Below are 13,410 nucleotides of genomic sequence, written 5' to 3'. Positions count from 1 at the left end.
TTGAGCGGCTTTTTTGTGGGCGAAACGGATTCAGGCGATGGGCCGGCCCTGCCCGTCGCCTTCACGCACCTGCAGATTGTTGTCGCGCGCGAAATTGATGCAGAAGTCCCAGGCCATGGGCTCGGCGTCGCGCAGCTCGCGGTTCACGATGACGCACTTGATGCCGTCGAGCGAGCTGGGGATGCACCAGGGGGAATAACGCAGGTGGCTGCCGGGCTGCGGGCCGCCCGGGCGGAAGGGGCTCATCACGCCGGCCAGGCGCTCGGCCCAGTCACTGGGACGAAAAGCCTTGCCGGTCCGGGTGAGGCCAAGTATGAAGACTTCCTGGGTGGCGTTGGAGACCATGGGTTGGGACTCGGGCAGCGGACGCGGGCTGGGTACAGCGGCTGGTCCGGCAGCGGGTGGGTTGGCAGTATTGTATCTTATATAAGACTTGAGGCCTCGCTCGTCCGCTGCACGCAGCATCAGGCGCGCAGTGTGACAGCCTGGTGTATCCCCGGTGTCCGTTCACACCTGCAAAAAGTGTGTGAACAGGCTCTAAAATCACGTCTCAACGGCCCAACCTGCGTTGGGCCGCCTTGTTTTGTGATTCCTCCGGAGTGTGTAGCCATGAACGCCCCCGCCGCCAAGCCTGTCGAAGCCGCGTCCCCCCACGTGATGAACACCTACGGCCGCGTGCCGATCGCGCTGTCGCACGGCCAGGGCTGCCGCGTCTGGGACATCAACGGCAAGGAATACCTCGACGCGCTGGCCGGCATCGCGGTCAACACCCTGGGCCACAACCATCCGCGCCTGGTGCCGGCCCTGCAGGACCAGATCGCCAAGCTCATCCACACCTCGAACTACTACCACGTGCCCGGCCAGGAGCTGCTGGCGAAGAAGCTGGTCGAGCTCTCGGGCATGAGCAATGCGTTCTTCTGCTCCACCGGCCTGGAAGCCAACGAGGCCGCCCTGAAGCTGGCGCGCAAGTTCGGCCATGACAAGGGCATCGAAAAACCCCAGATCGTGGTCTACGAGAAGGCCTTTCACGGCCGCTCCATCGCCACCCTGAGCGCCACCGGCAACGAGAAAGTGCAGAAGGGCTTCGGCCCGCTGGTGGAAGGTTTCATCCGCGTCCCGCTCAACGACATCGAGGCGCTCAAGCAGGCCACGGCCGGCAACCCCCATGTGGTGGCCGTCTTCTTCGAGACCATCCAGGGCGAAGGCGGCATCCATGCCATGCGCGCCGAATACCTGCAGCAGGTGCGCAAGCTCTGCGACCAGCAGGACTGGCTGCTGATGATCGACGAGGTGCAGTGCGGCATGGGTCGCACCGGCAAGTGGTTCGCCCACCAGTGGGCCGGCATCGTGCCCGACGTCATGCCTCTGGCCAAGGGCCTGGGTTCGGGCGTGCCCATCGGCGCCGTGGTGGCCGGACCCAAGGCGGCCAACATCTTCCAGCCCGGCAACCATGGCACCACCTTTGGCGGCAACCCGCTGGCCATGCGCGCCGGCATCGAGACCATCCGCATCATGGAAGAGGATCGCCTGCTGGACAACGCCGCCAGGGTCGGCGCCCATCTGAAGGCGGCGCTGGAACGCGAACTGGGCAAGCTGCCCGGCGTCAAGGACATCCGCGGCCAGGGCCTGATGATCGGCGTGGAGCTGGCCAAGCCCTGCGGCGTGCTGCTCACCCGCGCGGCCGATGCCGGCCTGCTGATCAGCGTGACGGCCGACAGCGTGATCCGCCTGGTGCCCGCGCTCATCATGACCACGGCCGAGGCCGACGAAGTGGTGGGCCTGCTGGCGCCGCTGGTGCGCCAGTTCCTGGCCGAAGCCTGAGGGCAGCGTGATGACCGCGACGAAGCTCAAGCATTACCTGAAATTCACCGACCTGAAGGCCGACGAGTACGCCTACCTGTTCGGTCGTGCCGCGCTGATCAAGAAGAAGTTCAAGGCCTACGAGAAGCACCAGCCGCTCACCGACCGCACCCTGGCCATGATCTTCGAGAAGGCCTCGACGCGCACGCGCGTGAGCTTCGAGGCCGGCATGTACCAGCTCGGTGGCAGCGTGGTGCACCTGACCACGGGCGACAGCCAGCTGGGCCGCGCCGAACCCATCGAGGACAGCGCGCGCGTGATCAGCCGCATGGTGGATCTGGTCATGATCCGCACCTACGGGCAGGACAAGATCGCGCGCTTCGCCGAGTACTCGCGTGTGCCTGTGATCAACGGCCTGACCAACGAGTACCACCCCTGCCAGATCCTGGCCGACATCTTCACCTACATCGAGCACCGCGGCTCGATCGCGGGCAAGACCGTGGCCTGGGTCGGCGACGGCAACAACATGGCCAACACCTGGCTGCAGGCCGCCGAGCTGCTGGGTTTCACCGTGCACGTGAGCACGCCCAGCGGCTACGAGATCGACCCGGCGGTGGCCGGAGCCAAAAGCGACTGCTACAAGGTCTTCAAGGACCCCATGCAGGCCTGCGCCGGCGCCGACCTGGTCACGACCGACGTCTGGACCAGCATGGGCTACGAGGCCGAGAACGAAGCCCGCAAAAAGGCTTTTGCCGACTGGTGCGTGGACGAGGAGATGATGCGCGCCGCCAAGCCCGATGCCCTCTTCATGCACTGCCTGCCCGCGCACCGCGGCGAGGAGGTCGAGGCTGAAGTCATCGACGGCCCGCAGTCGGTGGTCTGGGATGAAGCAGAAAACAGATTGCACGTGCAAAAGGCACTCATGGAGTACCTGCTGCTCGGGAAACTCTGATGTCCGCGTGCACGAGTTGCGGCGCCTGCTGTTCCTGGTGCCGTGTTGATTTCTCCAGCTACGAACTCGATGAAAACGGTGGCCACGTGCCGTCAGGCCTGACCGTCGAGGTCAACGGCAACACGGCGCGCATGCGCGGCACGGATCACTGGCCACCGCGCTGCGCGGCGCTGACCGGCAAGCTCGGAGAGCAGGTCGCCTGCGGCATCTACGAATGGCGTCCCTCGCCCTGCCGTGAGTTCGAGGAAGGCAGCGAGGCCTGCCACCGGGCACGCGCCAAGGTCGGCCTGCCGCCTCTTGCCTGAATCCTGAGTTTCAGGGTCCCCGGTAGAGCCAGGGCACATCCAGCAGGCGTTCGCCCATCAGGCGCAGGGACGCATCCCGCGCCCAGGCCATGGGCCCTTCCAGGTGGAAGATCTCGCCATTGCGGATGGAACGGGCCTGCACCCGCGCACAACGTTGCCAGCGGTTGAGGGCATAACGCTGCAGCAGCGTGGGCACGTCCAGCACGCCATCGACCAGCGCCACCTGGCGCCCCAGTTCGGCCGCGTCCTCGATGGCCATGCCGGCACCCTGGGCGAGATAGGGGCGCATGGGGTGTGCGGCATCGCCCAGCAGCGCCACATGACCGCGCGCCATCTGGTCGGCTGCGCTCAGGGGCGGACGGTCGCACAGCACCCAGAGGCGCCAGGCCGGCACGGCCTCGATCAAGGCGCGCAAGTCGCTGCAGGCCTGTCCCAACGCAGCCTGCAGGTCGGCCGCGTTGGCGCCGTGGTCCCAATCCTCGAGTTCGCCATGGACATGCCCGTGCACGATGGCCACGACATTGAGCCACTCGCCGCCGCGCACGGGGTACTGCACCACGTGCAAACGCGGCCCCAGCCAGGCCGTCACCTGCTGGCTACGCAGTGCGGCCGGCAGGCTGGTCTGCGGCAGCATGGCGCGATAGGCCAGGTGCCCGGCCACACGCGGTGGACCGTCATCGAGGAGTTGCTGGCGCACCCGGCTCCACAGGCCATCGGCCGCGATCAGGGCGTCGCCCTCCACGTCCAGGCCGTCATCCAGGCTCAGGCCGACAGCGCCATTCGTCTCCACATAACGGTTTACCGTCTTGCCGGTGTGCAGCCAGACGGCGTCGCGCTGCTGCAGGGCGTTCAGCAGCAACTGCTGCAGATCGGCACGATGGAGGGTGGCATAGGGTGCGCCGTAGCGCTGCACCGTGGTCTGCCCCAGGCGCAAGACGCCCAGCTCGGCCCCGCTGAGGGCGTGACGCACCTGCAGCCTGTCGGGGAAAGCCGCCACCTGGCGCAATGCCGTGTCCAGATCCCAGCCCTGCAATACGCGCACGACGTTGGGCCCCATCTGGATGCCCGCCCCCACCTCGTTGAAGGTGTTGGCGCGTTCATAGAGGCGGACATGGCAGCCGGCCTTTGAGCAGGCCAGGCCGGCGGCCAGGCCGCCTATGCCGCCCCCAGCAATCAGTACGTCGGTGTGCATCGGGGTCTGATTCTGCCCGATGAGAACACCCCCGTGCGCCTGCGGCGCCTCCCCCTCAAGGGGGCGACACCAGCGGCCCGGCAAAGCCGGTTCTGCGGTGTCCCCGAATTAAGGGTTCCCGTGCGCAGCAGCCTAGCTGGCTTATTCGACGCGCATTACGCCCGTGGGCTTGAAGCCCAGGTCGGCCGCCTTGCCCTTGCGGCCGCGCGCGGCACGCGCATTGTTCAGGCTGCGAATTTCCAGCGTCTCGTCACGCTCCTTGCCACCCCGGCCCAGGCCTTCGATCTTCACGCTGCGCGTGTAGGCGGCGGCGCCGGCCAGGGTGTCCTTGGGCTCCAGGTCGATCAGCATCAGGCCGCGCCCGCCGTTGGGCATGGGCTTGAGTTCGCCGATCTCGAAGCTCAGGATGCGGCCGCCGCTCGATGCGCAGACCACATGCGTGGCCGGCGGCTGCGGCGGCACATTGGCCGGCGAAGGACGGCACACGCTGTCGTCATCGCCGCAGTTGATGAAGGACTTGCCGCCCTTCTGGCGCGAACTCATGTTCTCGACGGTGGCCAGGAAGCCGTAACCCGAGGTGGTGGACAGCAGCAGCCAGGCCGCGGGCGCGCCGGCAAAGTAGTGCACCAGCTGCGTGCCGGCTTCGAGTTCGACCAGCGTGGTCACGGGCTGGCCGTCGCCACGCGCACCGGGCAGGCTGGCCACGGGCACGGAATAAACACGGCCCTTGCTGCCGAAAGCCAGCAGGGTGTCCACCGTGCGGCATTCGAAGGTGCTGTACAGGCCGTCGCCGGCCTTGAAGGCAAAACTCGCCGCCTCGTGCCCATGGCCCTGGCGCGCGCGCACCCAGCCCTTTTGCGAGACGATGACGGTCACCGGCTCGTCGACGACCTTCACTTCGGCCACGGCCTTCTTCTCGGCCTGGATCAGGGTGCGGCGCGCATCGCCGTAGACCTTGGCGTCGGCCTCGATTTCCTTGACCATCAGCCTGCGCAGCGCGGCCGGACTGCCCAGGATATCTTCGAGTTTCTTCTGCTCTTCGCGCAGTTCCTTCAGCTCCTGCTCGATCTTGATGGCTTCGAGCCGCGCCAACTGGCGCAGGCGGATTTCGAGGATGTCCTCGGCCTGACGCTCCGAGAGCTTGAAACGCGCGATCAGCGCCGGCTTGGGTTCGTCCGAATTACGGATGAGGGCGATGACCTCGTCGATCTTGAGCAGCACCAGCTGCCGGCCTTCGAGGATGTGGATACGGGCCAGCACCAAGTCCTGCCGATGCTGCGAGCGGCGTTCGATGGTGGTCTGGCGGAAGGAAATCCACTCTTCCAGCATCTGGCGCAGGGTCTTTTGCGTGGGCCGGCCGTCCAGCCCCACCATCGTCATATTGATGGAGGCCGAGGTTTCCAGACTGGTGTGCGCCAGCAGGGTGGTGATGAGCTCCTGCTGCTCGATGCGGCTGGTCTTGGGCTCGCAGACCAGGCGCACCGGCGCGTCCTTGCTGGACTCGTCGCGCACCACGTCGAGCACCGCCAGCACCGTGGCCTTGAGCAGGTTCTGCTCGGGGGTCAGCGCCTTCTTGCCGGTCTTGACCTTGGGATTGGTCAGCTCCTCGATCTCTTCGAGCACCTTCTGCGTGCTCACGCCCGGCGGCAGCTCGGTCACGACGAGCTGCCACTGGCCGCGCGCGAGTTCCTCGATCTTCCAGCGCGCGCGCACCTTGAGCGAACCGCGTCCCGTGCGGTAGGCCTCGGCGATGTCGCTGGCCGGGCTGATGATCTGGCCGCCGCCCGGGTAGTCGGGGCCCGGCAGCAAGTCGAACAGCTCGCTGTCGGCCAGCTTCGGGGTCTTGATCAGCGCCACGCAGGCCTGCGCGACCTCGCCCAGGTTGTGGCTGGGAATCTCGGTGGCCAGGCCCACGGCGATACCGCTGGCGCCATTGAGCAGGGTGAAAGGCAGACGGGCCGGCAGCTGCTTGGGCTCTTCGGTGGAACCGTCGTAGTTGGGCTGGAAGTCCACCGTGCCTTCGTCGATCTCATCGAGCAGCAGGGTGGATATCTTGGCCAGGCGCGCTTCGGTGTAACGCATGGCGGCGGCGCCGTCGCCGTCGCGGCTGCCGAAGTTGCCCTGGCCGTCGATCAGCGGGTAACGCTGCGCGAAATCCTGCGCCATGCGCACCAGCGCGTCGTAGGCGGCCTGGTCACCGTGCGGGTGGAAACGGCCCAGCACGTCGCCGACCACACGCGCGCTCTTGACCGGTCTGGCCGCAGTGTTGCTGTTGGGTCCGCTGTAACCCAGGCCCATGCGCGACATCGAGTACAGGATGCGGCGCTGCACCGGCTTCTGGCCGTCGCAGACATCGGGCAGGGCCCGGCCCTTGACCACGCTGAGCGCGTACTCGAGGTAGGCGCGTTGCGCGTAATGGGCCAGGGTCAGGGCGTCGTCGCCGGCCGGGTCGGTCGTGGGATCTAGCGTCGTGGAATCCATGGGGTCTTCAGTAGTTCAGGGCCCAATGCGACTCGGCGTCGTCGATGCGGGCCAGCTGGGAAGCTTGTGCGGCACGCCAGGTCGGCGGCTTGAGCACGGTGTACAGGGCCAGCACGGTGCGCACGTAGTCCTGGGTTTCGCGCAAAGGCGGCACCTGGTTGCCGGCACGGCGCACCGTGCGCAGACCGGCGTTGTAGGCCGCCAGCGCCAGGTCCGGGCGTTCGGGGAATTTGTCGAGCAGGCGGCGCAGATGACGGCTGCCGATCTGGATATTGGTGCGTGCATCGACAAGCTGGCGTGCCACCGGACGACGCCGGACATCGGCCAGGCCATAACCACGCGCCGTGGCCGGCATGACCTGCATGAGCCCCACCGCACCCTTGGGCGACACGGCATCGGCATCGAAGCCCGATTCGGTGGCGATCAGGGCCTGCAGCAGTTCGTAATCGATGCCATGCGCGCGCGCGGCCTCGCGCAGCAGGTGCCGCACGGCCTTGTAGTCGGGCGAGATTTCAAAGAAGGCATGCAGCCGCGTGGGCGCCATGGGCACGCCGCGCGCGCGTGCGGCGTTTTCGGGCACCTCGTCCGAGAAATAGAGCTCGTAGCGTTCGTCCACGCGCTCGGTGGCAAAGTGGGTCACGCCCTTCTCGTTGACATAGGCCCAGACATCGGCGCGCGCCACACCCTGCCCCAAGAGGAGGAGCATGGCCAGCACAACGAGGACCGGGCGAGTCAACATCAGATGTCCACCTCCACCGAATCGCCGTGCAGCTCCATGAGCTCGCGGCGCGCCGCGGCCTCGCCCTTGCCCATGAGCTTGGTGATCTCGCCCTCGGTCTGCAGGTTGTCGAAAGTGCCCAGGCGCACCTGCAGCAGGCGGCGCGTGTCGGGGTTCAGCGTGGTCTCCCAGAGCTGCTCGGCGTTCATCTCGCCCAGGCCCTTGAAGCGGCTGATCTGGCAACGCTCCTTGGCCACGCCTTCCTTGGCGCATTTGTCGAGGATGGCGGTGAGCTCACCCTCGTCCAGGGCATAGGCCTTGCTGGCGGCCTTCTTGCCGCGCGCGGGCACGTCCACACGGAACAGCGGCGGGCGCGCCACGTAGACGTTGCCGGACTCGATGAGCCTGGGGAAATGGCGGAAGAAGAGCGTCAGCAGCAGCACCTGGATGTGCGAGCCGTCCACGTCTGCATCGCTCAGGATGCAGACCTTGCCGTAACGCAGGCCGCTCAAGTCCGGCGTGTCGCCGGGGCCATGCGGGTCCACGCCGATGGCGACCGAGATGTCGTGAATTTCGGTGTTGGCAAACAGACGGTCGCGTTCGACCTCCCAGGTGTTGAGCACCTTGCCGCGCAGGGGCAGGATGGCCTGGCTTTCCTTGTCGCGGCCCATCTTGGCGCTGCCGCCGGCCGAGTCACCCTCGACCAGGAAGAGTTCGTTGTGGTTCAGGTCGCGGCTCTCGCAATCGGTCAGCTTGCCCGGCAGCACGGCCACGCCCGAGCCCTTGCGCTTTTCGACCTTCTGGCCCGCGCGCTGGCGCGTCTGCGCGGCCCGGATGGCCAGTTCGGCCAGCTTCTTGCCGTATTCCACGTGCTGGTTCAGCCAGAGCTCCAGCGTCGGGCGCACGAAGCTCGACACCAGGCGCACGGCGTCACGAGAATTGAGACGCTCCTTGATCTGGCCCTGGAACTGCGGGTCCAGCACCTTGGCGCTCAGCACATAACTGGCGCGGGCGAACACGTCTTCCGGCAGGAGCTTCACCCCCTTCGGTAACAGGCTGTGCAGTTCGATGAAGCTCTTGACGGCCGTGAACAGGCCGTCGCGCAGGCCGCTGTCGTGCGTGCCGCCGGCGCTGGTGGGGATCAGGTTGACGTAACTCTCGCGCACCGGCGCACCGTCTTCGGTGAAGGCCACGGCCCAGGCCGCGCCCTCGCCTTCGGCAAAGCTGTCGTTGTTCTCGGCATAACCCTCGCCCTCAAACATGGGGATCACCGGATCAGCGCTGAGGCTCTGCATCAGGTAGTCGCGCAGGCCGCCCTTGTAGAGCCAGGTCTGGGTCTCTTTGCTCTTCTCGACCGTCAGGGTCACCGTGACGCCGGGCATGAGCACGGCCTTGCTGCGCAGCAGGTGCGTGAGTTCGGCCATGGGCAGGGCGGCCGACTCGAAGTACTTGGGATCGGGCCAGACCCGCACGGTGGTGCCCTGCTTGCGGTCGCCCGCTCCCGCAGCACGCGTGCTCAGTTTCTCCACCACATCACCGCCGGCAAAGGCGAGCTGGGCCACCTTGCCTTCCCGGTAACTGGTGGCTTCCAGCCGTTTGCCCAGGGCGTTGGTGACGGACACACCCACGCCATGCAGACCGCCCGAGAAGCTGTAGGCGCCGCCCTTGCCCTTGTCGAACTTGCCGCCGGCGTGCAGGCGCGTGAAGACCAGCTCGATCACCGGCGCCTTCTCTTCGGGATGCAGGCCGAAGGGGATGCCGCGGCCGTCGTCCTCGACGCTGACCGAGCCATCGGCGTGCAGGGTCACGGCGATCTTCTTGCCGTGGCCGGCCAGGGCCTCGTCCGCTGCGTTGTCCAGCACTTCCTGGACGATGTGCAGCGGGTTGTCGGTCCGGGTGTACATGCCCGGGCGCTGCTTGACCGGCTCCAGCCCTTTGAGGACGCGGATGGAGCCTTCGGAATATTCGGGGGTGGGTTTGACAGCCATGGCGCGGAATTGTAGACCTGATCCTGCGCGGAGCTGTAATTACATACAGTTACGCTTCAGAAAACGCCCCGAGCTGGGCTTCGGCCTCGATCTCCACCAGCAGGTCACTTCGGCAGACATCGGCCTGCAGGTAACAGAAGTTGCGCAGCCTCCGGCCTTTCAGCGCAGCACGGACCACGGAATAGTCCTCGGCATGCCGCACATAGACGCAACCCGACAGATCCTGCAGGCGCCACAGGGGCCGGCCGGCCCGGGCGTTGGCGGATTGCAGCACGGCTTCGATATTGCGCAGACTCTCCTCGGTCTGGGCCCGCACTTCGCCGGCATGCACCGTGGCATGCCCGACGATGCTGGCCGTACCGCTGACGAAGAGCAGATCGCGCCCACCCGCCTGGGGCAACCAGGCGGCGCGTGAAAACAGCGGCGGCTCCTCCCCATACTGGCGCGGATAGTCGTAGGCGCTGACCTGGCGCGGGTTCTCGATGGACAGCACAGGTTCACGCCCCGCCAGCACGGCCACCCGCAGCGTGCCTTGCGCCGTGCCCAGCGCGCAGGCCGCGGGCGCGCCCATGCCCACCGACAGCCCAGCCGCCGCGAAAGCCCGGCGCCGACCACGGTTGAAGGTCTGGTAGCGCTCTTCACCATCTTCCACGGCATTGATGCGCGGCAAGTAGTTCCAGACCCGCAGCAGTTGCGGCTTGCCCGATTCCCGCACCGTCTGCAACAACAACTCGTAAACCGCCTGGGCCTGCCCCAGCAGATCCTGCTCGACCTGCAGCTCGGCCACGGCCCAGAGGAAGTCCTCGCTCTGCGCGAGATGCAGGCTCAGGCCATCCCTGCCCTGCGTGCGGGCGGTCTGCAGCACAGCGCCGCCCCACCAACCCTGCTGCGCGCAAGCTTCGCCGCCCAGGCAGGGCATGGGCACGCGCAAGGTGGCCCCGGGCGCCTGCGGCAGATCCGGCAAGGCGGGCAGGATCAAGCCCAGGGGCGTTCCATCCGCCCCCAAGGCTGCTGTCACGGGCGCGCGCTGCGCGCGCAGTTCCGACGTCAATACTGGGGCCATGTGCCCTCTCCCTGGTCCACGATACCGATACCTACAGGGCGGCCATTATCGCGTCAGGCCCATCCCGCTGGCCGCAGCACGGACACTGCAAATTGGCTACAGTGCAATGATGAGCACGCATAGCAACAAGAAACTCTCCATGGCCCAGGTCCTGATCTGCGGCGCCGCCATCGTCACCCTCTCCATGGGCATACGCCACGGCTTCGGCCTCTGGCTGCAGCCTGTGACCCAGACCCAGGGCTGGACCCGCGAAACCTTCGCCCTGGCCATGGCCATCCAGAACCTGACCTGGGGCCTGGCCGGCATCTTCGCCGGGATGCTGGCCGACAAGTTCGGCGCCTTCAAGGTCATCGTCGGCGGCGCCATCCTCTACGCCCTGGGCCTGATCGGCATGGCCAACGCGCCCACGCCCCTGCTCTTCGCGCTGAGCTGCGGCGTGCTGATCGGCGTGGCCCAGGCCGGCACCACCTATGCGGTGATCTACGGTGTGATCGGCCGCAATGTGAGCCTGGACAAACGCTCCTGGGCCATGGGCGTGGCCGCGGCAGCCGGCTCCTTCGGCCAGTTCCTCATGGTGCCGGTCGAAGGCTGGCTCATCAGCAGCCTGGGCTGGCAGCAGGCCTTGATGACCCTGGGCATGGCCGCCCTGCTCATCATTCCGCTGGCCTGGGGCCTGCATGAACCCAGCTTTGCCGCCGGCACGGCGCCCAAACGTGAACAGTCCATCCTGCAGGCCCTGCGCGAGGCCTTCGCCTATCCCAGCTTCCAGCTGCTGATGGCCGGTTATTTCGTCTGCGGCTTCCAGGTGGTCTTCATCGGCGTGCACATGCCCAGCTACCTCAAGGACCACGGCCTCTCGCCCCAGGTGGCCAGTTACTCGCTGGCGCTGATCGGCCTCTTCAACGTCTTCGGCACCTACATCGCGGGCGCCCTGGGCCAGCGCCTGGCCAAGAAGAACATCCTGGCCTTCATCTACTTCGCCCGCTCCATCGCCATCACGGTCTTCCTGCTGGTGCCGCTCACGCCCATGAGCGTCTACGTGTTCTCGGCCGTCATGGGTGTGCTGTGGCTCTCCACCGTGCCGCCCACCAATGCCATCGTGGCCCAGATCTTCGGCGTGGCCCATCTGTCCATGCTCGGCGGTTTTGTCTTCTTCAGCCACCAGGTCGGCTCCTTCATGGGCGTCTGGCTGGGCGGCTACCTCTACGACAAGACCGGCAGCTACGACATCGTCTGGTATATCGCCATCGGCCTGGGCGTGGCGGCGGCGCTGGTCAACCTGCCGGTGCGCGAGGCCGCCATCCGGCGTGAACCCCAGGCGGCGGCATGAAAAAACTGCCGCGCCAGCTGCTGGCCTGGGGCGCTGCCCTGGGCCTGCTGCTGGCCGTGTTCGCGCTTTACACCCGACCGGATTTCCTGCTGACCCTGGCCGACCAGCTCTGGGCCTGCTTCTAGGGATATCCTGCATCCGCCGGACATGACCGCGTGGCACACTGCCTGCCATGACCATGAAGACCATCATCATCACCGGCGCGTCCGACGGCATCGGCGCTGAAATGGCGCGTCAGCTGGCGCAGCGGCACGGCGCCGAAGCCGGCCTGGCGCTGGCCGCGCGCAAGGAAGCCCAGCTCGAGGACGTGGCCAGAGCGTGCCGCAGCCACGGCAGCGAGGTGCTGGTCGTGCCGACCGATGTGACCGACCCGGCCCAGTGCCGCGCTCTGATCGAACGCAGCGTGGAGCGCTTCGGCTGGCTCGACGCCCTCGTCAACAACGCCGGCGTCTCGGCCCAGGCCCTGTTCGAACAGGTCCAGCCCGAAGACCTGGGATGGTACGAAGACCTGATGCGCGTGAACCTCTGGGGCAGCGTCTGGTGCACGCACGCCGCCCTGCCCCACCTCAAGGCCAGCCGCGGCCAGGTGGTGGCCGTCTCTTCCCTGGCCGGCCTGATCGGCGTGCCGGGACGCACGGCCTACAGCGCCAGCAAATTCGCCATGACCGGCTTTTTCGAAGCCCTGCGTGCCGAGCTCAAACCCGCCGGCGTGGCCGTGACCACGGCCTACCCCGGTGTGGTGGCCACCCGGATCCGCTACCGCGGACTGAACGCGGCCGGTGTCGCCGCCGGCTCCAGCGGCCTGAAGGAGGATGACGCCATGCCGGTCGAGTTATGCGCCCGCCTCATCCTCGATGGCATGGCACGGCGCCAGCGCGAAGTCGTGATGAGCACCCAGGGCAAGCTGGGCCGTTACCTCAAGCTGCTGGCCCCCGGTCTGGTGGAACGCATGGCCCTGGCCGCGCTCAAGGACGAGGTCAAGCCGCGATGAGCCTGCCCCCCGTGCACGGCACGGAGGCGCCTTCGGCCTGGGTCCAGCGCTGGTCGCATCTGGTCCGTCCGGGCGGCAGCGTGCTGGACGTGGCCTGCGGCCACGGCCGCCACCTGCGCTGGTTCGCCGGGCAGGGCCACCCGGTGACCGGCGTGGACCGCTCACCCGAGGCGATCGCGGCCGTGGCGTCCCTGGGCACGGTGCTGCAGGCCGACATCGAGAACGGCCCCTGGCCTCTGCTGCAGGACGGCCAGCCCCAGACCTTCGACGCCGTGGTGGTCACCCACTACCTGTGGCGCGCCCTGTTCCCGGTGCTGCTGCAGAGCCTGGCACCGGGCGGTGTGCTGATTTACGAAACCTTTACCGCTGGCAACGAAACCGTGGGCAAACCCTCGCGCCCGGATTTCCTGCTGCGCCCCGGCGAACTGCTGGAGGTCTGCGGCTCGCTGCGCGTCGTGGCCTATGAAAACGGGTATCTGGCCGCGCCACAGCGTTATGTGCAACGCATCGCGGCCGTGCGCGAGACCGGTCTGTCCACGCACGGCGCGCCGGCGCGTTATCCACTCTGAGCCCCGGCCCTTCAAAGCCGG

At 67.2% G+C, this 13,410-nt stretch carries 13 protein-coding genes; 7 read left to right on the top strand and 6 right to left on the bottom strand.

What is annotated here, in order from left to right:
- Positions 1–30: 30 nt before the first annotated feature.
- Positions 31–345, bottom strand: coding sequence for a DUF3579 domain-containing protein (locus ACYVH8_RS08595; protein ID WP_460488433.1), 315 nt, complete (start codon positions 343–345; stop codon positions 31–33).
- Positions 346–609: 264 nt separating this feature from the next.
- Between ACYVH8_RS08595 and ACYVH8_RS08590 the strand changes: the two genes are divergently transcribed.
- From ACYVH8_RS08590 to ACYVH8_RS08580, 3 genes are read left to right on the top strand one after another with little or no spacing between them, the layout of a single operon-like run.
- Positions 610–1,821 carry an acetylornithine/succinylornithine family transaminase gene (locus tag ACYVH8_RS08590; protein ID WP_460488432.1) on the top strand — a complete coding sequence of 404 codons (1,212 nt, stop codon included), beginning with the start codon at positions 610–612 and terminating at the stop codon, positions 1,819–1,821.
- Positions 1,822–1,831: 10 nt separating this feature from the next.
- A complete protein-coding gene (gene argF / locus ACYVH8_RS08585; protein ID WP_460488431.1) occupies positions 1,832–2,752 on the top strand; it encodes an ornithine carbamoyltransferase in 921 nt (306 codons plus the stop codon).
- Positions 2,752–3,057, top strand: coding sequence for a YkgJ family cysteine cluster protein (locus ACYVH8_RS08580; protein WP_460488430.1), 306 nt, complete (start codon positions 2,752–2,754; stop codon positions 3,055–3,057). Before argF ends, ACYVH8_RS08580 begins: the two co-directional genes overlap by 1 nt.
- Before the next feature lie 10 nt (positions 3,058–3,067).
- Here ACYVH8_RS08580 and ACYVH8_RS08575 read toward each other — a convergent pair whose 3' ends face one another.
- From ACYVH8_RS08575 to ACYVH8_RS08555, 5 genes are all read right to left on the bottom strand, one after another.
- Positions 3,068–4,249, bottom strand: a complete 1,182-nt coding sequence (locus tag ACYVH8_RS08575; RefSeq protein WP_460488429.1) for an FAD-dependent monooxygenase — start codon at positions 4,247–4,249, stop codon at positions 3,068–3,070.
- A 141-nt stretch (positions 4,250–4,390) separates the two neighbouring features.
- Positions 4,391–6,730 (bottom strand): DNA topoisomerase IV subunit A, encoded by a 2,340-nt coding sequence (gene parC / locus ACYVH8_RS08570; RefSeq protein ID WP_460488428.1) that lies wholly within the window; start codon positions 6,728–6,730, stop codon positions 4,391–4,393.
- Positions 6,731–6,737: 7 nt separating this feature from the next.
- Positions 6,738–7,469 carry a lytic transglycosylase domain-containing protein gene (locus tag ACYVH8_RS08565; protein WP_460488427.1) on the bottom strand — a complete coding sequence of 244 codons (732 nt, stop codon included), beginning with the start codon at positions 7,467–7,469 and terminating at the stop codon, positions 6,738–6,740.
- Positions 7,469–9,436 carry a DNA topoisomerase IV subunit B gene (locus ACYVH8_RS08560; RefSeq protein WP_460488426.1) on the bottom strand — a complete coding sequence of 656 codons (1,968 nt, stop codon included), beginning with the start codon at positions 9,434–9,436 and terminating at the stop codon, positions 7,469–7,471. The genes ACYVH8_RS08565 and ACYVH8_RS08560 overlap by 1 nt, the downstream gene beginning before the upstream one ends.
- Positions 9,437–9,485: 49 nt before the next feature.
- Positions 9,486–10,499, bottom strand: coding sequence for a chorismate transformation enzyme, FkbO/Hyg5 family (locus ACYVH8_RS08555; protein WP_460488425.1), 1,014 nt, complete (start codon positions 10,497–10,499; stop codon positions 9,486–9,488).
- 109 nt (positions 10,500–10,608) lie between these two features.
- On the opposite strand from ACYVH8_RS08555, the gene ACYVH8_RS08550 reads away from it, so the two are divergent.
- From ACYVH8_RS08550 to ACYVH8_RS08535, 4 genes are read left to right on the top strand one after another with little or no spacing between them, the layout of a single operon-like run.
- Positions 10,609–11,829 carry an MFS transporter gene (locus ACYVH8_RS08550; protein ID WP_460488424.1) on the top strand — a complete coding sequence of 407 codons (1,221 nt, stop codon included), beginning with the start codon at positions 10,609–10,611 and terminating at the stop codon, positions 11,827–11,829.
- Positions 11,826–11,954 carry a hypothetical protein gene (locus ACYVH8_RS08545; protein ID WP_460488423.1) on the top strand — a complete coding sequence of 43 codons (129 nt, stop codon included), beginning with the start codon at positions 11,826–11,828 and terminating at the stop codon, positions 11,952–11,954. The genes ACYVH8_RS08550 and ACYVH8_RS08545 overlap by 4 nt, the downstream gene beginning before the upstream one ends.
- A 53-nt stretch (positions 11,955–12,007) precedes the next feature.
- Positions 12,008–12,820: an SDR family oxidoreductase gene (locus ACYVH8_RS08540; RefSeq protein ID WP_460488596.1), complete on the top strand. Its 813-nt coding sequence runs from the start codon at positions 12,008–12,010 to the stop codon at positions 12,818–12,820.
- Positions 12,817–13,389 (top strand): class I SAM-dependent methyltransferase, encoded by a 573-nt coding sequence (locus ACYVH8_RS08535; protein ID WP_460488422.1) that lies wholly within the window; start codon positions 12,817–12,819, stop codon positions 13,387–13,389. The genes ACYVH8_RS08540 and ACYVH8_RS08535 overlap by 4 nt, the downstream gene beginning before the upstream one ends.
- Positions 13,390–13,410 lie beyond the last annotated feature (21 nt).

The organism is Curvibacter fontanus (assembly GCF_054780335.1).
The sequence above is the reverse complement of the archived record's forward strand: the minus strand, read 5'-3'. Positions and strand labels throughout refer to the sequence as shown.

What these genes read in the sequence shown, in the direction of transcription:
- ACYVH8_RS08595 (WP_460488433.1), bottom strand. Translation starts at nt 345, where the DNA reads ATGGTCTCCAACGCCACCCAGGAAGTCTTCATACTTGGCCTCACCCGG.
- ACYVH8_RS08590 (WP_460488432.1), top strand. Translation starts at nt 610, where the DNA reads ATGAACGCCCCCGCCGCCAAGCCTGTCGAAGCCGCGTCCCCCCACGTG.
- argF (WP_460488431.1), top strand. Translation starts at nt 1,832, where the DNA reads ATGACCGCGACGAAGCTCAAGCATTACCTGAAATTCACCGACCTGAAG.
- ACYVH8_RS08580 (WP_460488430.1), top strand. Translation starts at nt 2,752, where the DNA reads ATGTCCGCGTGCACGAGTTGCGGCGCCTGCTGTTCCTGGTGCCGTGTT.
- ACYVH8_RS08575 (WP_460488429.1), bottom strand. Translation starts at nt 4,249, where the DNA reads ATGCACACCGACGTACTGATTGCTGGGGGCGGCATAGGCGGCCTGGCC.
- parC (WP_460488428.1), bottom strand. Translation starts at nt 6,730, where the DNA reads ATGGATTCCACGACGCTAGATCCCACGACCGACCCGGCCGGCGACGAC.
- ACYVH8_RS08565 (WP_460488427.1), bottom strand. Translation starts at nt 7,469, where the DNA reads ATGTTGACTCGCCCGGTCCTCGTTGTGCTGGCCATGCTCCTCCTCTTG.
- ACYVH8_RS08560 (WP_460488426.1), bottom strand. Translation starts at nt 9,436, where the DNA reads ATGGCTGTCAAACCCACCCCCGAATATTCCGAAGGCTCCATCCGCGTC.
- ACYVH8_RS08555 (WP_460488425.1), bottom strand. Translation starts at nt 10,499, where the DNA reads ATGGCCCCAGTATTGACGTCGGAACTGCGCGCGCAGCGCGCGCCCGTG.
- ACYVH8_RS08550 (WP_460488424.1), top strand. Translation starts at nt 10,609, where the DNA reads ATGAGCACGCATAGCAACAAGAAACTCTCCATGGCCCAGGTCCTGATC.
- ACYVH8_RS08545 (WP_460488423.1), top strand. Translation starts at nt 11,826, where the DNA reads ATGAAAAAACTGCCGCGCCAGCTGCTGGCCTGGGGCGCTGCCCTGGGC.
- ACYVH8_RS08540 (WP_460488596.1), top strand. Translation starts at nt 12,008, where the DNA reads ATGAAGACCATCATCATCACCGGCGCGTCCGACGGCATCGGCGCTGAA.
- ACYVH8_RS08535 (WP_460488422.1), top strand. Translation starts at nt 12,817, where the DNA reads ATGAGCCTGCCCCCCGTGCACGGCACGGAGGCGCCTTCGGCCTGGGTC.